Here is a 22,347-nt window from a genome sequence, read left to right as displayed (position 1 = left end):
CATCCGGTCGGTCACCAAAGGGTTTGAGAATCGATGTCTGAAACAGCGAACAGTCGCGCTGCGGCACTATCCCATCTGCGTAGCAGCGGGCTTGCCAGGGGCGATTCCATCCCTCTGCCCCTGACCATGGCCGCCATTTTTCACGCGCCTGGCGACGCCACCGGTTTCAACCAGTACGGCCGCTTCAGCAACCCGACCTGGGATGCGGTCGAACATATGCTGGCCCATCTGGAGGACGCGCCCTGCGTCGCCTTTCCTTCGGGAATGGCGGCGATCTCGGCAGCATTTTTTGCCGTGCTCAAGGCCGGCGATCGCATCCTGCTGCCTTCGGACGGCTATCACACGACACGGGCTTTGGCCGAACGCTTCCTGAAGCCCCTTGGCATCACCTACGATGTCAGGCCGACCTCGACCTTCCTCGATGGCGGCTTCGATGGATATCGCCTTGCCTTTGTCGAAACCCCTGCCAATCCGGGGCTGGATATCTGCGACATCGCGGCCGTAGCCGGCGCTGTTCACAAAGCCGGCGCGCTGCTGGTGGTCGACAACACGACGATGACACCCTTCGGCCAGCGCCCACTCGACCATGGCGCCGATATCGTCGTTGCCGCCGACACCAAGGCACCCAATGGCCATTCCGATGTGCTGTTCGGCCATGTCGCCAGCCGCAATGCCGAAATCATTGCCGCCGTGACCGGCTGGCGCGATTCCCGGTCCGTTCGAAGCCTGGCTGGTGCATCGCGGCCTGGAGACACTGGACGTGCGCTTCGATCGCATGTGTTCCTCGGCGGAAGTGATCGCGCGGCGGCTGAAAGGCCACCGGGCGATCAGCGGCCTGCGGTTCCCCGGACTGGAAAGCGATCCGTCGCACAACCTTGCCCGCGCCCAGATGGAGCGCTTCGGCTTTCTCATCTCTTTCGAACTCGCCTCGGAGGACAAGGCAGAGGATTTCATCAACAATTGCGAACTGATCCAGGCCGCGACGTCCTTCGGCGGCGTCCACACCTCCGCCGAAAGGCGCTTGAAGCGAGGCGATGCGGTTTCCGCCGGTTTCGTGCGCCTCTCGGTGGGCTGCGAGCCAGTGGAAGAGCTTTGGAAGGCGATCGAGACATCGCTGGACAAGATCAGCGGCTGACCGAACCGATCACTGGCCGAGATCATCGGCTTCTATGTTGCGATGGCCGTGCAGCACGCGGATGATCTCGATCGCGCCGTCACCGACGCGATACAAGGTGAGATAGTCGCCAACGACCAGATGACGGATGCCGGGTGCAATATCGTCACGCGGCGCACCTGAGAAGGGATGCAAAGTCAGCAAATCCCAACGTCTTTCCAGCGCATCCACGAGACGGACAGCGGCCCGCGGATCGTGCCCAGAGATGTAGTCACCGATATTTTCGAGGTCGATCACCGCTTGGGGAAGCAGGCGATACTTCACTCGTGGAACAGGTATTTGGCGCGCAATCTTTCCATGATTGCCTGGCCGTCTTGCGCCGGCCCGCTGTCGATCCCCTCCTGCGTCAGCTTGCGCAATTCCTCGACCGTATAGCCATGCAGGTCGCGCCGGTCTTTCCATTGCCTGAGCGCATCACGGATTACCTCGCTCGCCGATGCGTATTCGCCGGCGGCGACCACATCGTCCACCGCCTGCGCCAATTCCGGCGACAGCGTTATGCTGCGTTTATCGACCTGTCCCATGATGGCTCCCGATATATTTTGCCGATCCATGGTACGATTTAATCGCACCAATTTCAAGCAATCGCCGGTCCAGGCTTGCATGGCAGATCGTTGAACAAACCTGAATCACCAGGCGCGCCCGAGGGCGCACCCTGCTGATTTCAAGAGACTTCTCTTCGATATCGCGGGAGAAAAATTGCCAGCTGGCCTGTAAGCCGGGTTTTGTATGGCCCTCGCCCCTTGCGGCGCGAGAACGTGGCGGCCATTCATCTTGGGCGCATGTTGCCATGCGCCTCACGCAACCTACCCGGACGGTGGGCCGGAAACAGCCCTCGAGGGTTTCCCCTCGCACCGCCCCTATTCGGTCTTGCTCCCGGTGGGGTTTACCGTGCCGCTCCTGTTGCCAGTCGCGCGGTGGGCTCTTACCCCACCCTTTCACCCTTGCCCCGAATCCGGCAAAGCCGAACCGTGGCGGTTTGCTTTCTGTGGCACTTTCCCTGGGGTCGCCCCCGCCGGCCATTAACCGGCACCGTGTTTCCATGGAGCCCGGACTTTCCTCACCCGCGGCCTTTCGGCGTTTGCGGGTGCGGCCGCCCGGCCAGCTGGCAAGGCGTATAAAGGGGTTCACGCTCGAAAACGCAAACGAAAAAGCAGACTTATGCGGGCGATCCAAGCGCGGCCATCTGCACCTTGACCTTGCCGCAATAGGCGGCCGACACCGGGTTCATTCGCGTTGCGGCGTGCCCGGCGTTGTATTTCAGAATCGTGCCACAGGTCGAGCCACCGCCGAGATTCCGCGCCATGGCGAGGTATTTCATGCCGTATTTGATGTTGGTGTCGGGATCGAACAGGCCCTTGGCGGAACCGCTATAGCCCATCATCCGCGCTGTTGCCGGCTTGATCTGCATCAGGCCGATCTCGCCGGCGCTGCCGACGATGTTGGGCCGGTAGTTGCTTTCGATCTTGATGACCGCCGTGGCGAGCGACACCGGCACGCCTTCGATCGCCGCATAGCGGGCAACGATTGCGGAATACTGGCCGCTGCTGGCCACCGCGGCCGTCGATGCCGCCGCCTTCCTCACACCAACCGACGCCGTTGTCGTCATGTCGACGGTCTTGCGGCCGCGCTTCGTCCTTTTGGCGGTGGACTTCTTGGGCTTGGACCAGCTTGCTTTTTCCACTTTGGCGGAAACCCGCTTCGTTGCCTTGGCGTCGTGGCTTGCCTTGTCGCTTTTGGCCAGGGTGGTCTTGCCGCTTTTTGCGGGTACCGAGGCAAACCCTTGATCGGCCCGCGGGCTGAATGGCGCGGCATGCGCCGCGCTGAAGGCAAAGGTCATTACGCCGGCAGCAAGAGCTGCCGTTAAAACGGTCGATTTCTGCATGTGATCCTGTTCTGTCTGAACCGCGTGAAGATGTTCACGCAGCATCGCTTAATCAATATCGGAACATCCGGGGGTTTGGGGGTCCGACAACTTGCACGTCAGCCGTTTGACGCTCGAATTGGTGTCAAACAAGGCCAGGCAAGTCACTTTGAGTGACAGCTTGTAATTTAAAGATTGGTAGGGGTTGCTTGGGAGCGGCTTGCCGGAGGTCAGCGCCTCACGGAAGCAAGCAGGTTTTGCAGCGTCCGCAGTGTCGAGCCATCGGCAATGCCGTCCACTCTACGCGGCCGGAAATGCCTCTGAAACGCCTCGACGACGACCTCCGTCTGAAGGTCGAAAATGCCCGATATCTCGACGCCATAGCCGTAGAGCGCCAACATCGACTGCAACGCCTCCACATCACCGCCGGTATCGCCGAGCCTGAGCACGGCTCCTCGACGGATGGGTGCGGCCGCCACCAGATGGCCGACACCGGCCTCGAACAGCGTCCGCCAGGGGAACTTCTCGCCCGGATCGATTTTGCGTCCCGGCGCCACGTCGGAATGCGCGAGCACCCGCTCGGCGGCAATCGAATGCCGCCCGGCGATCCCCCTGCACAGCCCGATCACCGCGTCGATCTGCCGCTTGGGAAAACCGGGGTAGCCCAGCGAATGTCCCGGATTGACGATCTCGATGCCGACCGAACAGGAATTGATGTCGGCGCGTCCAAACCACGAACTCTTGCCGGCGTGCCAGGCGCGGTCGCTCTCCCTGACCATTTGCACGATGTGGCCATTCTCATGGACGAGATAATGCGACGATACCTCGCTGGCCGGGTCGCACAGCCACGCCTCGGCCCCGATGCCGGTCGCCATGCCGGTGTAGTGCAGCACGATCATGTCAGGCTTGAGTGTCTCGCGCCGCGGGCCGAAATTCGGCGATACCCTGACCTCGGCACGTGGCTCGTCGGGCAGGAAACCGCTCATGCGTGGCGAAGACCCCGCTCGATCATCTCATAAGCGGCATTGATCGCCGCCACCCTGGTGGTCGCGATCTTGATGAATTCCTGCGGCAGGCCGCGCGCGATCAGCCGGTCCGGATGATTGTCGGAAACCAGCTTTCGATAGCGCTTCCTGACCTCTTCGAACGGCTTACCGCGTTCGATGCCGAGCACGACATAGGGATCCCCGGCGCCCAGATTGACGTGCCGCGCCATGATGCTTTCGTAATGTGCCTCGTCGATGCGGAAAATCTCGGCGATGCGATGCAGAAAGAGGCCTTCGCGCTCATGCACCAGCCCGTCGGCCTTGGCGATGTGGAACAAGCCGTCGAGTATGTCTTCCAGCATCGCGCAGTTGGAATGCCCCGAGCCGCACAGCTGCGCCATCCGCTCGGCATAGGTCTCGAAACCGGCCACGTCGCGCTGGGCGAGATGGAATAGCCGCGCCACATTGCGCGTCTCCTTCGGCGGCACGTCGAAGATTTGCTGGAAGGCGCGCACCTCGTCCTGGGTGACGATGCCGTCGGCCTTGGCCATCTTGGCCGACAGCGCGATCATCGCCACCGAGAAGGCGACACGCCGGCGCAGATCCGCATCGCCTGAGAAAACCGTGCGCACGGCCTCCACGACGTCGGCGACACCCGACGAGGCTGAAGATGAAACACGCGTGATGAATTCGCCGAGGCGATCCCAAATCGACATGGCCTGCTTCTTAGTGCCACCGCCCCCTGCTATCAAGCCGGGACAGTGCCGCAGGCTTTGCACGACAAATCGGTCCGGCGCTGACGCGCGATGTCGCCCGGCGCTCGGACAGAATGAAAAAGGCCGACGTGAGTCGGCCTTTCTCATTCATCACACGAAGTACTGCGTTACTGACTACTGCGCGGGCGCAGGAGCTGGTGTTGCCGGAGCCGGCTCGGCAGGCTTCTCGGGTGTGATGCTCTTCGTGGTCGAATTGTCGGTGGCCGGAGGCGTTGCGGCCGGCGGCGTTGCTTCCGGCGTGGCCGGCTTCATCGGCTGTTCGGCCGGTGGGTTGGTGCTCTGGGTGGTGGTGTTATCCGTGCCGCTGTCACTGCAGGCGGCGACGCCAAGCAAGGCCAACGCGGAAACGGACGCAAGAATGAGCTTTTTCATCTTAATCTCTCCTTCAACACACGCTCACGTTGCCGTGAACGGTCGAAGGGGAAATGCATCAGATGGCCATGAGTTTCGTAACGTTGCGTTTCCGCATGTAACATCGTCTGGTCCATTTGCGATTGCCGGCCGGGCGATGGCGAACTAACAGAATGTGCTGAACCACGGATCGAGCAGAAAAGTGCCAGGGCTGTCATGACCGAAAAATGGGATTTCTGGATCGACCGCGGCGGCACGTTCACCGATGTCATCGGCCTCGACCCGCAAGGCGGCCTGCATCCCCGCAAGCTTCTCTCCGAAAATCCCGAGGCCTATACCGATGCCGCCATCCAGGGCATTCGCGACCTTCTCGGCCTGTCCTGCGGCGACGCGATTCCGCCCGGTCTGATCGGCGACATCAAGATGGGCACCACGGTCGCCACCAATGCGCTGCTGGAGCGCAAGGGCGACCGCGTCCTTTTGCTCATCACCAAGGGCTTTCGCGATGCGCTGAAGATCGCCTATCAGGCGCGCCCGGACATCTTCGCCAAGGAGATCATCCTTCCCGAACAGCTCTACGAGCGCGTCATCGAGGTCAACGAGCGTGTGCGCGCCGATGGCCGCGTCGAACAATTGCTCGACATCGCCGCCTGCCGGCCGGCGATCGAACAGGCGAAAGCCGATGGCATCGATGCCGTGGCCATTGTCTTCATGCATGCCTGGAAATATCCCGACCACGAGAAGGCGGTGGCAAAAGTCTGCCGCAAACTTGGTTTCGCCCAGGTCTCGGTCAGCCATGAGGTCTCGCCGCTGATCAAGCTGGTCGGCCGCGGTGACACCACGGTGGTCGACGCCTATCTGTCGCCGATCCTGTCGAGATATGTACGGAGGGTGGCGGGAGAGTTGGGCGCGGCGCCAATCTCCCCCCTTGTGGGGGAGATGTCGGCGAAGCCGACAGAGGGGGGCGCTGTCCCGCCGACGCCTCGTTCTGTCACGCCCCCCTCTGCCCTGCCGGGCATCTCCCCCACAAGGGGGGAGATCAGCCAATCCCCCCGCCTCATGTTCATGATGTCGTCCGGCGGGCTGACCGCCGCCGACATGTTCCAGGGCAAGGACGCGCTGCTCTCGGGTCCGGCCGGCGGCGTCGTCGGCATGGTCGAGACAGCCAGGCTCGCCGGTTTCGGCAAGGTCATCGGCTTCGACATGGGCGGCACCTCCACCGACGTCGCCCATTATGACGGCGAGTATGAGCGCGCCTTCGACACCGAGGTCGCCGGAGTGCGCATCCGCGCGCCGATGATGCGCATCCACACCGTCGCCGCCGGTGGCGGCTCGATCCTGCATTACGAGGCCGGCCGCTTCCGTGCCGGACCTGACTCGGCTGGCGCCAATCCCGGCCCGGCCGCCTACCGGCGCGGCGGCCCGCTCGCCGTCACCGACGCCAATGTCATGCTGGGCAAGCTGCAGCCCGATTTCTTCCCGGCCATCTTCGGACCCGGCCAGGACCAGCCGCTCGATGTCGAGACGGTGCAGGCAAAATTCGCCATGCTGGCCGCCGAAATCGGCGATGGCCGTACGCCCGAGGCGGTCGCCGAAGGGTTCGTCACCATTGCCGTTGAGAACATGGCTAACGCCATCAAGAAGATTTCCGTCCAGCGCGGCTACGACGTCACCGAATATCTCCTGAACTGCTTCGGTGGCGCAGGCGGCCAGCACGCTTGCCTGGTCGCTGACGCGCTCGGCATGGAGGCGGTGCTGATCCACCCCTTCTCCGGCCTGCTGTCGGCCTACGGCATTGGCCTGTCCTCGGTTTTTGCCTCGCGCCAGCAGGCGCTGCTGAAGCCGCTTGCCGAAGAGTCCAGAACGGAGATCGGCAACCTCATTGCCACCTTGAAAAAAGCCGTCATCGCCGAACTCGCGGCACAAGGCATCGCCGAGGATACGGTTGCCGCGAAGCCCGTGCTGCATATTCGTTATGACGGCACCGACACGACACTGCCGGTGAATTTCGGGGAAGACTCGATTTTCCAGGCCAAGCGCGATTTCGAAATCGCCCACAAGGCGCAGTTCGGTTTCGTCTATGACGACAAGCCGATGATCGTCGAGATCGTCGGCGTCGAAGGCACCGATACCGGCGGCACTGGCCGCGACGAGAGTGAATCGCAAACCGAAAACCTTGCCGTAAGCCCTTCGCAGACCCGCGAAATCTTCACCGAGGGTGAGTGGCGTGCTTCAGGCATCTTCCGCCGCGAGGCGCTGAGGCCGGGAAATACGGTTGCAGGTCCTGCCTTGATCATCGAACCGAACCAGACGATCGTCATCGAGCCGGGCTGGCACGCTGAAATCACCCCCAGGAACCATGTGCTCCTGCGCCGCGTCGAGAAAAAGCGCCGGCAGGCAGCGCTCGGCACCGAAGCCGACCCGGTCATGCTGGAGGTCTTCAACAACCTGTTCATGTCGATCGCCGAACAGATGGGCGTGACGCTGCAGAACACCGCCTACTCCGTCAACATCAAGGAAAGGCTGGATTTCTCCTGCGCCGTCTTCGACCGTACCGGTGCGCTGGTCGCCAATGCGCCGCACATGCCGGTGCATCTCGGATCGATGGACCGTTCGGTCGAAACCATCATCCGGCTGAATTCCGGCGACATCCACCCCGGCGACGTCTTTGCCCTCAACGCGCCCTACAATGGCGGCACGCACCTGCCCGACATCACCGTGGTGACGCCGGTGTTTTCCCTCCCCCTCGAGGGGAGGGTGGCCGCGCAGCGGCCGGGTGGGGTCCTCTCAGAAGGCATCGCCAGAACGTCGAGCACTGCCGCAACGGCCCCATCCGGCGGCTTCGCCGCCACCTCCCCCTCAAGGGGGGAGGAAATCCTCTTCTGGGCCGCCTCGCGCGGCCATCATGCCGACATCGGCGGCACGGCACCCGGTTCGATGACGCCGCTTGCCACCACCGTCGACGAGGAAGGCGTGCTGTTCGACAATTTCCGTATCGTCGATCGTGGCCGCTTCCGCGAGAAGGAGCTGGAGACGCTGCTCACCGACCATCCTTACCCGGCCCGCAATCCGCACCAGAACATCGCCGACCTCAAGGCGCAAATCGCCGCCAACGAGAAGGGTGTCGCCGAACTGCGCAAGATGGTCGCGCATTTCGGCCTGGATGTCGTCGAAGCCTATATGGGCCATGTCCAGGACAATGCCGCCGCAAGTGTGCGCCGCGTGCTGGAGCGGCTGCCGGATAGTTCTGAGTACGAATACCCGACCGACACCGGACAGATCATCAAGGTCAAGATCACGGTCGACCGAAAAAGGCGCGAGGCGACCGTGGACTTCACCGGCACGTCGCCGGTCATGAAGAACAATTTCAACGCGCCCGAGCCGGTCGCCCGCGCGGCCGTGCTCTATGCCTTCCGCGTCATGGTCGAGGACATGATCCCGATGAATGCCGGGTGTCTGCGGCCAATCAACATCATCATTCCCGATGGCTGCATGCTGAAACCCGCCTACCCCGCCGCTGTCGTCGCCGGCAATGTCGAGACCTCGCAGCACGTCACCAATGCGCTGTTCGGCGCCATGGGCGCCATGGCCAACGCGCAAGGCACGATGAACAACCTGACCTTCGGCAACAAGACGTACCAATATTACGAGACGATCTGTTCCGGCTCGCCGGCCGGCCAGATGAACTCCGGCCGCGGCTTTGCCGGCACCTCCGGCGTCCACACCCACATGACCAATTCGCGCCTCACCGATCCCGAAGTGCTGGAGCTGCGCTTTCCCGTGCTGCTCGAGGATTTCCATATTCGGGAAGGTTCCGGCGGCAAGGGCAAATGGAACGCCGGCGACGGCACCAAGCGCACCATCCGCTTCCTCGAAAAGATGGAATGCGCGATCCTGTCCTCGCACCGCAACCGTCCGCCGCAAGGCCTGGACGGAGGCGGCGACGGCGAGGTCGGCTCGACCAAGGTCCGCCGCAAGGACGGCACGATCGAGATGCTGAAAGCCTGCGACCAGACCGTGCTGCAAGCCGGCGACGCCGTCATCCTGACGACGCCGACGCCGGGCGGGTTCGGCAAGCCGTAAGCAGGCATCAACAGGCTGTCACCGGCCTGTCATCACCCTGGGTTACCCGCTTGCGGCAAAGCAAATGGGGAATCATCTTCCATGACGGACATCTCCGCAGATCTGGTTTTTCGCCGCGGCAAGGAAGTTGGAAAGGCCGTCTACCAGAACCGTCCGCTGTCGAAGGCAGGCATTTCGGAGCGGTTGTTCGCCTTCCTGTTTTCCGGCCTCGTCTATCCGCAGATCTGGGAAGACCCCGACGTCGACATGGAGGCGATGCAGCTTGGCCAGGGTCACCGGGTCGTCACTATCGCCTCGGGCGGCTGCAACATCCTGGCCTACCTCACCCGCTCACCGGCACGGGTCGATGCCGTCGATCTCAACGCCGCCCACATCGCGCTGAACCGCATGAAGCTGGAGGCGGTGCGTCATTTGCCTTCGCAGGGCGATCTGTTCCGCTTCTTCGGCGCCGCCGACACCAGCCACAATTCGCAAGCCTACGACCGTTTCATCGCGCCGCATCTCGACCCGGTTAGCCGTCACTACTGGGAGCGCCGCAACTGGCGCGGCATCAGGCGCATCGCCGTCTTCGACCGCAATTTCTATCAGACCGGCCTGCTTGGCCTGTTCATCGCCATGGGCCATCGCACGGCAAAGTTCTTCGGCGTCGACCCAGCCGGCATCATGCAGGCTCGCAACATCGGCGAGCAGCGTCGCTTCTTCCATGAGGAGTTGGCACCGGTCTTCGACAGGAAGCTTTTGAAATGGGCGATGTCGCGCAAGGCCTCGCTGTTCGGCCTCGGCATTCCGCCGGCGCAGTACGATTCGCTGATCACCTCGGGCGACGGCACGATGGCCAGCGTGCTGAAAGCCCGGCTGGAAAAGCTCGCTTGCGATTTTCCGCTGCGGAACAACTACTTCGCCTGGCAGGCCTTCGCCCGGCGCTATCCGAACCCCGGCGAGGCCGCCCTGCCCGCCTATCTCGAAAAGCAGAACTACGAGGCCATCCGCGGCAATGTCGACCGCGTTGCCATCCACCATGCCAATTTGATCGAATTCCTCGCCGGCAAGGATGCCGGCGCGGTCGACCGATTCATCCTGCTCGATGCGCAGGACTGGATGACCGATGAACAGCTCAACGCACTGTGGGCGGAAATCACGCGCACCGCGTCGGCCGGCGCCCGCGTCATCTTCCGCACCGCCGCCGAGCCCAGCCTGCTGCCCGGCCGGGTCTCCAGTTCGCTGCTTGACCAGTGGGCCTATCAGGACGAGGCGTCGCGGGAATTCTCGGCCCGCGACCGCTCGGCCATCTATGGCGGCTTCCACCTCTATGTGAAGCGTGCGGCATGAGCACGAACGAGCTGCCGGCCAGCCCCGAATTTAAGGCAAACCATGCCGAATTGATGGACGGCGTCTACCGCTGGCAGCGCCACATCTACGACCTGACCCGCAAATACTACCTGCTCGGCCGCGACCGGCTGATCGCGGAGCTTGATGTGCCGGCCGGCGGCACCGTGCTTGAACTCGGCTGCGGCACCGGCCGCAACATCATCCAGGCCGCGCGCCGCTATCCCGACGCGCGCTTCTTCGGCCTCGATATCTCTGCCGAAATGCTGGAGACGGCGCGCGCCGCAATGACGCGCGATGGCCTGTCCGGCCGCGTCCTGCTGGCAAGGGGCGACGCCACCGACTTCGATGCGAAGGCACTCTTCGGCATCGAACGGTTCGACCGCATCTTCGTGTCCTACTCGCTGTCGATGATCCCCGGCTGGGAAAAGACGGTATCGGCGGCACTTGCCGCGCTGTCACCGACCGGTTCGCTGCACATTGTCGATTTCGGCCAGCAGGAAGGCCTGCCACCCTGGTTCCGGGCCTTGCTGCGCGGCTGGCTCAAAAAATTCCACGTCGCGCCGCGTGAATCGCTGCGCGAGATCCTGGATTCGGAATCTCGGCGAACCAGCGCAAGCTTCCGTTTCCGCACGCTTTATCGCGGTTATGCCTGGCTGGCGGTTATCAAGATCGCCATCTGAACATTGCCGTGGCAAGCGCATGCAAGGGCGAGGCAGCCGCGATCAGTCGGATCTACATTGCCAGATGACCCCGAGAACGGTACATTATCTCACATGCATGGAAGCATGTGATGATCGTCGGTTTTAGGGATGAATGGCTGCGGGCCTTCTTCGTGGAAGACACCCACTCTCGCAACATTCCGTCCGATCTCGAAAGCCGTTTGTTCCGCAAGCTCCAGATGATTGACGACGCGATGATCGATCAGGATTTGCGTGTGCCGCCCAGCAACCATTTCGAGAAGCTGCGCGGCAATCTCGAAGGCTTCCATTCAATACGCGTCAACAAGCAATGGCGGCTGGTCTTCCGCTGGGACGGCGGCCGCGGTGAGGCGTCGGACATCTATCTCGACGACCACAGCCATGGTGAGGTGAGACATGTTGATGACCGCACGCAAGCCAGTAACGGTTGGCGAAATTCTCACGGAAGAATTCATGCAGCCGCTTGGCCTGACGCAGGCGGCTTTGGCCGAGGCGATGGGGGTCCAGCGCAAGCATGTGAACGAATTGTGCAACGACCGCCGCAACATGACGGCCGCCACCGCGCTCATTCTGGCGCGGGTATTCGGCAACAGCCCGGACTTCTGGTTGAACGTCCAGCGCCGCAGCGATCTTTGGCAGGTCATGAACTCACCCGACGAGCGGGCGCGGGTTGATCGCGCCAAGCCTTTGGCGACAGCTGCATAGCAAGAGTTGCGGTGCGCTAGTTCTAATGCAGCGCCTTCACCAGCGCCCCCACCATCGTCTGCGGCCGGTAGCCGAGCTTGGCCGGCGTCAGCCCCAGCCGCACCACCACTAGTTGCTCCGAGGGAATGATGGCGACCGTCTGCCCGTCATGACCTTCCATCCAATAGGTGTCCTTGGGCAGTCCGGCGGCAACGCCGGCGCCGGGGTTTTCCTCATCGCCCGGGGCCTCGATCCACACCTGGCCCTTGCCGTAGACTTTCGACGCCGATGCCGGCTCCCGCATCCAGTCGACGAAGCCGGCCGGCAGGATTTGGTTGCCGTTCCACACCCCGCTTTGCAGCAGGAACTGACCGAAGCGCGCCCAGTCACGCGCGGTTGTGTAGAGATAGGAAGAGCCGACAAAAGTGCCGTGCTCGTCGGTCTCGAGCACCGCGCGGTGCATGCCGAGCGGCTCGAACAGCGCGGTGCGCGGCCACGTCAGCGCCTTGGCCTTGTCGCCGACCGCGTCCTGCCAGAGGCGCGACAGCATCACCGCCGTGCCGCTCGAATAGGAAAACAATTTGCCGACCTCGGCCGTCAGCGGCTTTGATTCGGCAAAGCCCGCCATATCAGGCTCGAGATAGAGCATGCGCGTGACGTCGGCGACGTCGCCATAATCCTCATTGAACTCCAGCCCGCTCGACATCGCCATCATGTCGGCAAGGCTGATGGCACTGCGGCCGTCCGCCTTCCACGGCCCGAACAGTCCCTTGTCGGTAAAGGTCATCTTGCCGTCCTTGACCAGCGTGCCGACGATGGCGGCGTTCACCGTCTTGGTCATCGACCATCCGAGCAGCGGCGTCTTGGCGGAAAAGCCGTCGCCATAGCGCTCGGCGATGACACGACCGTTCTTGACCACCACCACCGCACGCATCCCAGGGCCGGTCAGTGCCGCATCGTCCAGCAACTCAGCAATCAGCGGGTCCTGTGATGCCTCGATCCGCTCACCTTCCGGCCAAAGCGCATCCTGGCTGACCGCCGAGGGCTCCGCATGGATTGCCGTCCGCCGAACCTTGCCGACGTCGCCGTCGGGGACCGAAGCGCAGCCCAGCCCATCACGTGCGACGGCGACGCTCTTGCCGAGGAAACCAAGCAAGCCCGCGGAGACCGTTCCCCTGTTCTTGTCCACCGAGACCCGCATCAGCCGCAGCAGCGGGTGCCCTGGCGCCTGCACATCGACGGCTAGCACCTCATTGGCGTCACGACCGGCGATGAAGACGTTCGAACAGACGATCTTGGCCGAGTAGCCAGAGCCGACGCGGATCAATTCCGGCGGCGCGATATAAAGCCAGGCAAAAAGCGCTGCGATCGCCAGCACGATCAGGCCAAGCAGCCCTTTGACGATCTTGACAACGATCCGCATTTCTTTTCTTTTCCTCCAAGGCCCTGCCCGACCTTTTGTCATCGATTTGCCGCCATTGCTTTCGCAAATCATGGTGCTTGTCGAGCGCCGTCAACGGATTATCAACCATGATCGGCGATCACAGGATAGGTTGGGGCGATGCTGTGGGGCGATCGCTCGGAGAGGCCAGTCGAGGGGGCCACCCGCAACAAGACCCATCAGCGACCGGCTGAATCCGGCTCGGGAGTTGCGATGCGCCGTCTTGCGGTCCTTTTCATACTGACGCTGCTTGGCGCCTGTTCGACCATTGACGACCTCTCGCCGCTGTCGCCGTCCGCGTCGAACAGCCTGGCGGTCGCCGTGCGCGCGCCGCGCTTTGCCGATTCCAAGCCGCATGAATGGGAAAGCGGCGCGCCGTGGAGCTACGCCGTCCACGGCACCGATGTCTCCAAATACCAGACCTCGGTCGATTGGCCGGCAGCCAGGGCCGGCGGCATCTCTTTCGCCTTCATCAAGGCGACCGAGGGCGGCGACCGTTTCGACGAGCACTTCAACGAGCATTGGGCGCGCACGAAGGCCAACGGGATTCCGCGAGCCGCCTATCACTTCTACTATTTCTGCACCCCGGCTGCCGTGCAGGCGCGCTGGTTCATCCGCAACGTCCCCGTCGATCGCTCGGCAATGCCGCCGGTTCTCGACATGGAATGGAACCCGCAATCGCCGACCTGCAGGCTGCGTCCCGACGCGGCCACCGTGCGCGCGGAGATGAGCACCTTCCTCGAAATCGTCGAACGGCACTACGGCAAGAAGCCGATCATCTACACCTCGGTCGACTTCTTCGAGGACAACGAGCTGTCGAGCTTCCGCGGCTACCCCTATTGGCTGCGCTCCGTCGCCGGCCATCCGCGCGAAAAGTATGGCAGTCACCCTTTCACCTTCTGGCAGTACACCGGAACCGGCATCGTTCCGGGCATGACCGGCAAGTCCGACATCAACGTCTTCAACGGCAGCGAAGCCGCCTGGAACAAGTGGCTGCGGCAGAACACCCGCTGACACCGGGTTCAACGGCAGCGAAGTCGGCTGCAACAAGAGGCTAGGGCAGAAGAACCGTTGACACCGGGGCTGCCGCCTGCTTTCGACACTGCCTGCGGTAAAGAGTGCAACCGCCGGTAATTCAGGGCGTTGGGCTTCCCGGCGAAGCACGACAAAATGCCCCCATTCGTTTCGAAAGGAAGCTGATGCGACTGCGTTCTCGAGCCCTCGCTGCGCTCACCCTGTGCGCCACGGCCTTGCCGGCGATGGCGCAGGAATGCGGCGGCGACTTCGAAGCCTGGAAGCAGGGCGTGGCGGTGGAAGCCAAGGCGGCTGGCGTCGGCCCCGTCGGTCTCGACGCACTGGAGGACGCCACCATAGACGAGAAGGTTCTGGCACGCGACCGTGCCCAGGGCGTCTTCACCCAGACCTTCATCGAATTCTCCAACCGCATGATCTCGGCTTACCGGCTGAAGCAAGGTGCGGCGAACCTGACGAAATACGCCGATGTCTTCGCCCGCGCCGATCAGCAGTTCGGTGTCCAGGCGCCGATCATCGCCGCCTTCTGGGCGCTGGAGACCGATTTCGGCGCCGTGCAGGGCGATTTCCACACGCTGAGCGCCCTGGTGACGCTTTCCCATGATTGCCGCCGCCCGCAACTGTTCCGGCCTCAGTTGATACCGCTTCTGCAATTGATCGATCGCGGCGTGGTGCCGGCCGACGTCAAGGGTGCCTGGGCCGGCGAGATCGGCCAGACGCAGATCCTGCCTTCCGACTATCTGGCGCGCGGCGTCGACGGCGATGGCGATGGCAAGGTGGACCTGCGCGGCAGCGTGCCGGACGTGATCATGACCACCGCCAACAAGGTGCTGTCGCGGGGCTGGAAACGCGACGAACCCTGGATCCAGGAAGTCCGCGTGCCCGAAGACATGCCGTGGGACCAGACCGGCCGCACCAACAAGCTGCCGCTATCGCAATGGGCCCAATGGGGCGTCACCAACCCCGACGGTACGCCGCTCATCGACAACGGCCTCAAGGCCGGCCTGGCGCTGCCCATGGGCCGCAAGGGGCCCGCCTTCCTTGCCTATGACAATTTCGACGTCTATCTCGAATGGAACCAGTCCTTCACCTATGCGCTGACCGCGGCAAATCTCGCCGCACGGCTGGGCGGGGCAAAGCAATTCGACCCGCGCAATCCCGAAACTGGTCTCGACAACGAGCAGATGAAGGCTTTGCAGACAAAGCTCGAAGCCAGGGGCTACGACGTCGGCACCGTCGACGGCATTCTCGGCACCAACACCCGTGAAGCGATCCGCAAGGAGCAGATGCGGCTTGGCCTGCCCGTGGATGGCTGGCCGACGCCGGATCTGCTGGCGAAATTGTAAGCAGTAGGCAGTAGGCAGTAGGCAGTAGGCAGTAGGCAGTAGGCAGTAGAAAATTACTCCGAAAGCAGTGACTGCCACCCCTATTCCCTATTCCCTATTCCCTATTCCCTATTCCCTATTCCCTATTCCCTATTCGCTAGTCCGCCATCGTCTCCAGACTCGCGAACCCCTGCGGCACGTCGCCCTCGTCGAAGGGCGTCGTCACCTCGACGAAGGTGTCTGGGTAAAAGCCGTTGAAGCGGGTCCTCAGCGACAGCGAATAGGCGCCGATATGGCCGATCTCGATCCAGTCGCCGGTGTCGACCGTCTCCGGCAGCCAGAACGGCCGCGACAGGATGTCGACGGAATCGCAGGTCGCCCCGCAGACCTTGAACGGCACGATGTTCTTTTCCTCGCCATTGCGCGAGCGGATTGCCGGATCGGGAATGAAACGCGCCGGCAGCGTGATCTTGCCGGTCCATGAATCCGACAGCGATGCCCAGATGCCGTCATTGATGTAGAGCCGTTTGCCCTTGCGCAGCAGCACGCGCACGATCAGCGACAGGCAACGCGCCACGATCACCCTGCCCGGCTCGGCCACCAATGGCATCTGATCGAACTGGTACTCCTTGAGATCGCCCGACAGCCGCGACATGATCTGGCCGAGCGACGGCATCTCGATCTGCTTGCGGTTCGGGTCATGGCCGTATTCGGCGGGAAAGCCGCCGCCGACATCGAGCCCGGCAATATCGAAGGTCAGCCGGTTGCGCACCCAGTCGGCCGACGCTAGCGCCCGCTCATAGGTATCGGGATCCTCGATCTGGCTGCCGACATGGAAACACAGGCCAACCTTGTAGCCGGTGCGGTTCAGCCGCTCGGCGAGTTCGACGGCATAGGCCGGCCCGGCGCCGAACTTCTTCGACAGTTCGTAGGCGGCAAGCCCCTTGGTCTGCACCCGCACGAAGACGCTGATCGAGCCCGGATCGACGTCGAGCGCCCGCACCACGCGGGTCAGCTTGGTGATCTCGTCCTCATGGTCGAGCGAAATGACGCGAATGCCGTACTTCTCCAGCGCCAGCTTGATGTCCGACTGCGCCTTGACCGGGTGCATGTAGAGCATCTCGGCATCGGCGGACACCGCGCGCACGGCGGCGAACTCCCCCGGCGAAGCCACGTCGAAAGCCTTGACGCCGGCCTCCACCAGGGTCTTCAGCACGATCTGCTCGCCGTTGGTCTTGACCGCATAGGCGGTCTTGCCGGGGAACATGCCCATGAACTGTTTGGCATCGGCCATCAGCACCCGCGGGCGGAAGCAATAGACCGGATCGTCCGGACGAAGCGCCAGTGCCGCCTCGCGGGCATTTTCGAATCGCTGCATCGACGAATCCTTGACCTAGCCTGCGCACAATTAATCCAAGCTAGCGGCTAATGAAAACAATTCTGTGTCTCGCGGCCCTGACGCAGCGGCGCTAGGTCTTGGCGTGAAGGCTTGCCATCAATCAGGTTTCGGGTGGCCCTTGCGGCCTAACCCGATATGCGTTTCGCCTGACCGGTTGGCATTCAGGCCGTCTGGGGGAGAGCGATTCACATGGCGATAGCCGGGGCGACTGCATCACGCGGGCCGATGGTGTTCAAGGACTGGGGCCAGCTCCTGCTGCTCGGTGCAATTTGGGGCGGCTCGTTCTTCTTCGCCCGCATCGCGGTGGCGGAACTCCATCCGCTGGTGCTGGTGCTGTTTCGCGTCGCCATCGCGGCGGTCGCGCTGCATATCTATCTCGGCCTGCGTGGCCCCTCCTTCCGACTCGCGCTTCCGCATGCCGGCCTGTTCTTCCTGCTGGCACTCACCAACAACGTCGTGCCCTTCTCGCTGATCTTCGCCGGCCAGACGGAGCTTGGCGCCGGCATCGCCTCGGTGCTCAACGCGACGACGCCGTTCTGGACATTGATCCTCGCCAATGCGCTGACATCGGACGAAAAGCTCTCCTGGAACAAGCTCGCCGGCATTGCGCTCGGCATCGCCGGAACGGCTGTCATGATCGGCCCCGGCCTGCTTGCCGGACTCGGCGGCCCGGTCTGGGCCAAATTCGCGCTGATCGGCGCTTCGCTGTCCTATGGCATCGCCCTGATGGTCGCTCGTCGCTTCAAGGGCGTGCCATCGCCGGTCATCGCCACCGGACAATTGACCGCCTCGACCATCATCATGATCCCGATCGTGCTCTTCACCTATGGTCCATCAGGCCTGTTCCTGGCCTCGCCGCCGGTCTGGGCCGCGGTGCTGGCGCTGGCGCTTTTGTCCACCGCCTTCGCCTACATCCTCTATTTCAACATCGTCGCTTCGGCCGGCGCCACCAACGCTTCGCTGGTCACGCTCATCGTGCCGGCCAGCGCCATGCTGCTCGGCTTCCTGTTCCTTGGCGAGCGGCTCGAACTGTTCGAAATCGGCGGCGTGGTGATGATCGCCCTTGGCCTCGTCACCATCGACGGGCGACTGTTCGGAAGACGTTAGCCGTGCGTCCAACTGGAGGCGCCGCATCGCCAAAGTCGAATTCGGCTTTCGCGGGGGGTACGCTGCCATGACACGACAGAGACACATCACCGCCATAATTTATTCACAGGCCCGAAGCCGGTTTTTGCCTAGGAGTTTCAATGCCTAACGGCAAAAGGCGGGTCGCGAATTTCACAATCACGTCGCAATGCAGCATATTTTCCGCTTGCCTGTGGCACAAATGAACCTAGACTCGTAGGCATAGCTCTTTAAGAGGAGGCTATGTCATGGGACTTACGAGGCCTATCAACGCATTGATGATCTGTGCTGCGTTCGCCTTTATCGGAGCGCTCATTATGGGCTTCCTTCCCTGACCGCCAAAGCGGGGAAGACCAGCACCCAAAATAGTCCAACCAATTCAAAAGGCCGGGTTTTCCCGGCCTTTTGTTGTTGAGCCTGGGTCATGCGGCGGCTGATCCAGCGGCCGCTGCCTCATGCGAGCGGATGCCGATCATATGGCAGATGGCAAAGACCAGATCGGCCCGGTTCATCGTGTAGAAGTGGAAATCGCCGACACCGCGCTCGACCAGATCCATGACCTGTTCGGCGGCCACCGCCGACGCCACCAGCGCATGCGTCTGCGGGTCTCGGTCAAGGCCCTCGAACCGTTCCGCCAGCCAGCCGGGCACATGCGCGCCCGCCCTCGCGGAAAAGTTCGCGACTTGCTTGAAACTGTGAACCGGCTGGATGCCCGGCACGATGGGGATGTAGATGCCGGCGCGGCGGACGCGCTCGACATAGCGCTCGTAGAGATCATTGTCGAAGAAGAACTGAGTGATGGCGCGCGTCGCGCCATTGTCGACCTTGCGTTTCAGCATCTCGATGTCGGTGGCGAAATCGGGGCTCTGCGGATGCTTCTCCGGGTAAGCCGCGACGGAGATGTCGAAATCCGCGATCGACTTAAGCCCGGCGACCAGTTCCGCGCCATTCTCGTAGCCACCGGGGTGCGGGCGATAGGGTTCGCCGACGCCGGAGGCCGGGTCGCCGCGCAGCGCCACGAACCGGTTGATGCCGATTGACTTGTAATCCTGGATGACCGCGTCGACCTCTTCGCGCGTTGCACCAACGCAGGTCAGATGCGCCGCGGCAGGAATATCGGTTTCCGTCAGGATGCGCTTCACGGTGCGCGCGGTGCGCTCACGTGTCGAGCCGCCGGCGCCGTAGGTGACCGAGACGAATTTCGGCTTCAGCGGCTCCAGCCTTGTGACTGTGTCCCAAAGCTTGGCCTCCATGTCGTCGGTCTTCGGCGGGAAGAATTCGAAGGAAACCCTGACCTTGTCACCGATGTCGGGGCGGCGGGAAAAGCGGAACTGGTTCATCAGGCGATTTCCCTTATCTGCTTGCTGTCGTTGGAAGGATCGGCGATCAGCAGGCGCCGGTCGCGGCCGAGCCAGAGTTTCACCGTGAGCCTGGCCTCGTTACCGCCGCGCGGCTCGAATTCCTGGCTGTCTTCGAGATCGAGGCCGGCTTCCTCGAACCAGTCGGCGATCTGCCGGTCGGAAAAGCCGAGCCGCATATGCGCGTGCTCGTCGCGCAGGAATTCCAGCGTGTGCGGCGCGAAGTCGACGATGACCAGGCGCCCGGCCGGGCGCAAAAGCCGCGCCGCCTCATGGATGGCGCGGGCGGGATCGTCGAGATAGTGCAGCACCTGATGGATGGTGACGAGATCGAAGGCATCGCGCTCGACCGGCGGCGCGAAGATGTCGCCCTGCCGCACCTGCGCATTCGAAACGCCGGCCTTGTCGAGATTGGCGCGCGCCACGGTCAGCATCTCGCGCGACATGTCGATGCCGACACCGCGCCGGTAGAGCGGCGAGAAGATTTCGAGCAGCCGCCCGGTGCCGGTTCCGAGATCCAGCATGGACTGGAACGGCCGCTTGCCGACCAGCTTCAGCATTGCGGCTTCGACGGCGCGGTCCGGCACATGCAGCGAGCGGATATGGTCCCAACTCGCCGCATTCACGGAAAAATACTCGACCGCCCGGTCCTGCCGCTTGCGCTTGACCGAGGCCAGCCGCTCGAGATCGCGCACGACCTGCGGATCAGCACCGCGAATGCCGGAAACCAGCCCCATGACGAAGTCCCGCGCGGAATCCGCATCCGACAGGCGGAAGAAGGCCCAAGACCCTTCCTGGTAGCGGCCGATCAGCCCGGCTTCCAGCAAGAGCTTCAGGTGCCGCGAAACGCGCGGCTGCGACTGGCCGAGAATTTCGGTAAGATCGGAAACGGTGAGGTCGCCGCGCGACAACAGTGCCAGTATGCGCAGACGGCTGGATTCGGCGGCCGCCTTCAATGTATCCACCATGGTGTCGAGCGAGACATGCATCAGCGTATTCTCTTTGAAAAGATATAAACATATGTTTATGTCGATTTTCAAAACCTTGCAAGCGCTATGTCGCTTCCGGACAAGAAAATGGCGCTTGCGTGGCCGCTCGGTGCCTGTTCTCCAAAAGTGCGTTGCGGTTTGGGACAACGACCTGCACACGCAGAAAACGAGGGCAGAATGACCGGATCGCGTGAGATGTTCGAGGAACGCGAAGGCGAGCGTAGGCTGGAAAACGATCCGGCATCGATGCCGACGGATGGCGGCATCGTCTTCATCGGCCGCATCGCCTCGCCATGGATAACGCGGGAGTCCTGCCCGAAGAACATGCATGCCGCGCGCGAAACCGGACAGCCCGCGGTGCTGACCATCGACGCGCTTTATCGCGATGGCCTGCAAGGACTGGAGCGCGCCAGCCACGTCATCATCCTCTCCTGGCTGCATCACGCGCCGCGTGATCTGATTGTGCAGAAACCGCGCCATGCGGCTGAAGCGAGAGGCGTGTTTTCGCTGCGCTCCCCTGCCCGCCCGAACCCCATCGGGCTGCATATGGTTAGGCTCGTCGCACTCGACCAAAACACCGGCCGCATCGATCTCGACGCCATCGACGTGCTCGACGGCACGCCGGTCATCGACATCAAGCCTTATTTTGCCTCGACCGACGCCATATCGGAGGCGACCATCGAAGGGCGCGACGAGGCCAATCGGGTGCGGCGATGACGGCGCCTACCGGCCGACGCCGCGCCATCGCCAAGGCGCTGACGGCACTGCTGCCGCTGGCGCCCTATGCCGACATGGAGAAGATCCGCACAGACGCCGGCGCGGTCCACATGAAAACCTTGCCGCCGGGCATCGCTGTATGGCTGGCGACGATTGCCCATATCCGCCACATGCACACCGACTACGAGAAACTTCTGGCCGAAGGGTACGATCGCGACTCGGCGCGTTTCTTCGTCATCGAGCAGACCAACATCGTGCTCACGCGCTGGCGCGCGACACGCCTGCTCGACGCCGACGACGAGGAATGAACGGCCGCTACTGCCGCTTCAGGACGGCGACGGCATTGTAGGGCTGGCCGTCCGCCTGGCCAACCCACGTCCAGGACAGATTTCCCTTGAAGAACCTGACGGTGATGTCGCCGCCGTCGATGCATTTGTCCTGACCGTAGGTGATGCTCTCGTGGTATTCCGCCGACGTATCGTCCCTGGACGTCTGGGATAGGGATCCGCCGCAGCCGAGCGACGGATAGTCGATCGACGCGCCGCCATCCTCGATCGTCATGGAGATCGACCAGTCGGCCCCGGCATCGCCGGCCGGGCTCTGGTGGCCGCTGCCTACCCAGGTGCCGCTCAGCGACGGCACCGCGCAAGGCACATTCTGGAAGATCGGCGTCAATTCGCTGCCGGTTTTTTCGCAGCGATAGGTCTGGCCGCCCTGGCACAGTTCTTCACCCTCCCGCGCGCACTGGGCGCTGGCTTCGCCCGCGGCAGCGAACATCATCATGGCTGCCATGACGACCCCAACCTTGTCCATCTTCCCCTCCTGTTCGGAACCGGAATGGTAGGGCAATTCCAATCCAATGTATCGTTCAGATCATCACGGAGGCCGAACAGCGCCGAGCGGGTGGCTCTATGCCTTCTGGCCAGCACCGCTAGCCCGGATATCTCACACTGTCTTTTGGCGTAGGTCTGAAGCGGGGATTTTGCGAGCGCGTGAGTTGCAGGCAAGGGCTGTCG

Annotated in this window: 20 protein-coding genes, 1 other RNA gene and 2 pseudogenes; 11 read left to right on the top strand and 12 right to left on the bottom strand. The window is 62.8% G+C overall.

The annotated features are described in order from the left end of the window. Nucleotides 1-33 precede the first annotated feature (33 nt). Nucleotides 34-1,135: pseudogene (locus NKH02_RS15825) on the top strand (cystathionine gamma-lyase). 9 nt (nucleotides 1,136-1,144) lie between these two features. On the opposite strand, the gene NKH02_RS15820 reads toward NKH02_RS15825, so the two are convergent. From NKH02_RS15820 to NKH02_RS15790, 7 genes are all read right to left on the bottom strand, one after another. After that, a complete protein-coding gene (locus NKH02_RS15820) occupies nucleotides 1,145-1,438 on the bottom strand; it encodes a type II toxin-antitoxin system RelE/ParE family toxin (RefSeq protein WP_352879922.1) in 294 nt (97 codons plus the stop codon). After that, a complete protein-coding gene (locus tag NKH02_RS15815) occupies nucleotides 1,435-1,698 on the bottom strand; it encodes a type II toxin-antitoxin system ParD family antitoxin (RefSeq protein WP_352879920.1) in 264 nt (87 codons plus the stop codon). The genes NKH02_RS15820 and NKH02_RS15815 overlap by 4 nt, the downstream gene beginning before the upstream one ends. A gap of 174 nt (nucleotides 1,699-1,872) precedes the next feature. Further along, nucleotides 1,873-2,283, bottom strand: an RNA gene (gene rnpB, locus NKH02_RS15810) — RNase P RNA component class A. A gap of 50 nt (nucleotides 2,284-2,333) precedes the next feature. After that, complete coding sequence (locus NKH02_RS15805) at nucleotides 2,334-3,059, bottom strand: lytic transglycosylase domain-containing protein (protein WP_352879918.1); 726 nt, start codon at nucleotides 3,057-3,059, stop codon at nucleotides 2,334-2,336. A 209-nt stretch (nucleotides 3,060-3,268) separates the two neighbouring features. Then, nucleotides 3,269-4,024, bottom strand: coding sequence for an N-acetylmuramoyl-L-alanine amidase (locus tag NKH02_RS15800; RefSeq protein WP_352879916.1), 756 nt, complete (start codon nucleotides 4,022-4,024; stop codon nucleotides 3,269-3,271). After that, nucleotides 4,021-4,740, bottom strand: coding sequence for a TerB family tellurite resistance protein (locus NKH02_RS15795; RefSeq protein WP_352879914.1), 720 nt, complete (start codon nucleotides 4,738-4,740; stop codon nucleotides 4,021-4,023). The genes NKH02_RS15800 and NKH02_RS15795 overlap by 4 nt, the downstream gene beginning before the upstream one ends. 174 nt (nucleotides 4,741-4,914) lie before the next feature. Continuing rightward, nucleotides 4,915-5,172: a hypothetical protein gene (locus tag NKH02_RS15790; RefSeq protein WP_352865355.1), complete on the bottom strand. Its 258-nt coding sequence runs from the start codon at nucleotides 5,170-5,172 to the stop codon at nucleotides 4,915-4,917. Between the two features lie 195 nt (nucleotides 5,173-5,367). Between NKH02_RS15790 and NKH02_RS15785 the strand changes: the two genes are divergently transcribed. The 5 genes and pseudogenes from NKH02_RS15785 to NKH02_RS15765 all read left to right on the top strand — a co-directional run bounded on the left by NKH02_RS15785 (nucleotide 5,368) and on the right by NKH02_RS15765 (nucleotide 11,966). After that, on the top strand, nucleotides 5,368-9,234 hold the full coding sequence (locus NKH02_RS15785) for a hydantoinase B/oxoprolinase family protein (protein WP_352879912.1): 3,867 nt from the start codon (nucleotides 5,368-5,370) through the stop codon (nucleotides 9,232-9,234). Between the two features lie 81 nt (nucleotides 9,235-9,315). Beyond that, a complete protein-coding gene (locus NKH02_RS15780) occupies nucleotides 9,316-10,563 on the top strand; it encodes a BtaA family protein (RefSeq protein WP_352879910.1) in 1,248 nt (415 codons plus the stop codon). After that, nucleotides 10,560-11,243 (top strand): class I SAM-dependent methyltransferase, encoded by a 684-nt coding sequence (locus NKH02_RS15775; protein ID WP_352879908.1) that lies wholly within the window; start codon nucleotides 10,560-10,562, stop codon nucleotides 11,241-11,243. Before NKH02_RS15780 ends, NKH02_RS15775 begins: the two co-directional genes overlap by 4 nt. A gap of 110 nt (nucleotides 11,244-11,353) precedes the next feature. Further along, nucleotides 11,354-11,644 (top strand): annotated as a pseudogene (locus NKH02_RS15770) (type II toxin-antitoxin system RelE/ParE family toxin); the annotation flags it as partial. Nucleotides 11,645-11,657: 13 nt separating this feature from the next. After that, the gene (locus NKH02_RS15765) at nucleotides 11,658-11,966 is read left to right on the top strand and encodes a HigA family addiction module antitoxin (protein WP_352865363.1); all 309 of its coding nucleotides are present in this window, start codon (nucleotides 11,658-11,660) and stop codon (nucleotides 11,964-11,966) included. A gap of 22 nt (nucleotides 11,967-11,988) precedes the next feature. Here the strand turns inward: NKH02_RS15765 and NKH02_RS15760 are convergent, their stop codons facing one another. Next, nucleotides 11,989-13,368, bottom strand: a complete 1,380-nt coding sequence (locus NKH02_RS15760; RefSeq protein WP_352879907.1) for a serine hydrolase domain-containing protein — start codon at nucleotides 13,366-13,368, stop codon at nucleotides 11,989-11,991. A 231-nt stretch (nucleotides 13,369-13,599) separates the two neighbouring features. Between NKH02_RS15760 and NKH02_RS15755 the strand changes: the two genes are divergently transcribed. Next, nucleotides 13,600-14,400 (top strand): glycoside hydrolase family 25 protein, encoded by an 801-nt coding sequence (locus tag NKH02_RS15755; protein ID WP_352879906.1) that lies wholly within the window; start codon nucleotides 13,600-13,602, stop codon nucleotides 14,398-14,400. 185 nt (nucleotides 14,401-14,585) lie between these two features. Then, nucleotides 14,586-15,764 carry a lytic murein transglycosylase gene (locus NKH02_RS15750; RefSeq protein WP_352879904.1) on the top strand — a complete coding sequence of 393 codons (1,179 nt, stop codon included), beginning with the start codon at nucleotides 14,586-14,588 and terminating at the stop codon, nucleotides 15,762-15,764. Nucleotides 15,765-15,900: 136 nt separating this feature from the next. Here NKH02_RS15750 and NKH02_RS15745 read toward each other — a convergent pair whose 3' ends face one another. Next, entirely contained in the window at nucleotides 15,901-17,121 is a 1,221-nt protein-coding gene (locus NKH02_RS15745; protein WP_352865374.1) for an alanine racemase, read from the bottom strand. Nucleotides 17,122-17,331: 210 nt separating this feature from the next. Here NKH02_RS15745 and NKH02_RS15740 point away from each other — a divergent pair, with 210 nt between their 5' ends. Beyond that, nucleotides 17,332-18,249 carry a DMT family transporter gene (locus NKH02_RS15740; RefSeq protein ID WP_352879902.1) on the top strand — a complete coding sequence of 306 codons (918 nt, stop codon included), beginning with the start codon at nucleotides 17,332-17,334 and terminating at the stop codon, nucleotides 18,247-18,249. A 440-nt stretch (nucleotides 18,250-18,689) separates the two neighbouring features. Here the strand turns inward: NKH02_RS15740 and metF are convergent, their stop codons facing one another. Both metF and NKH02_RS15730 read right to left on the bottom strand, forming a co-directional pair. Next, the gene (gene metF, locus NKH02_RS15735; RefSeq protein ID WP_352879901.1) at nucleotides 18,690-19,607 is read right to left on the bottom strand and encodes a methylenetetrahydrofolate reductase [NAD(P)H]; all 918 of its coding nucleotides are present in this window, start codon (nucleotides 19,605-19,607) and stop codon (nucleotides 18,690-18,692) included. Further along, nucleotides 19,607-20,614 carry an ArsR/SmtB family transcription factor gene (locus tag NKH02_RS15730; RefSeq protein WP_352865383.1) on the bottom strand — a complete coding sequence of 336 codons (1,008 nt, stop codon included), beginning with the start codon at nucleotides 20,612-20,614 and terminating at the stop codon, nucleotides 19,607-19,609. The genes metF and NKH02_RS15730 overlap by 1 nt, the downstream gene beginning before the upstream one ends. 177 nt (nucleotides 20,615-20,791) lie before the next feature. Here NKH02_RS15730 and tsaA point away from each other — a divergent pair, with 177 nt between their 5' ends. Both tsaA and NKH02_RS15720 read left to right on the top strand, forming a co-directional pair. Then, complete coding sequence (gene tsaA, locus NKH02_RS15725) at nucleotides 20,792-21,331, top strand: tRNA (N6-threonylcarbamoyladenosine(37)-N6)-methyltransferase TrmO (protein ID WP_352879899.1); 540 nt, start codon at nucleotides 20,792-20,794, stop codon at nucleotides 21,329-21,331. After that, nucleotides 21,328-21,639, top strand: coding sequence for a DUF2293 domain-containing protein (locus NKH02_RS15720; protein WP_352865389.1), 312 nt, complete (start codon nucleotides 21,328-21,330; stop codon nucleotides 21,637-21,639). Before tsaA ends, NKH02_RS15720 begins: the two co-directional genes overlap by 4 nt. A gap of 7 nt (nucleotides 21,640-21,646) precedes the next feature. Here NKH02_RS15720 and NKH02_RS15715 read toward each other — a convergent pair whose 3' ends face one another. Further along, entirely contained in the window at nucleotides 21,647-22,144 is a 498-nt protein-coding gene (locus tag NKH02_RS15715; RefSeq protein ID WP_352865392.1) for a hypothetical protein, read from the bottom strand. Nucleotides 22,145-22,347: the final 203 nt, after the last annotated feature.

It is taken from the genome of Mesorhizobium sp. M1396 (assembly GCF_040317725.1).
Taxonomy (GTDB): domain Bacteria; phylum Pseudomonadota; class Alphaproteobacteria; order Rhizobiales; family Rhizobiaceae; genus Mesorhizobium.
Note: the sequence above shows the minus strand (reverse complement) of the source record. Positions and strands in the feature narration are given on the sequence as shown.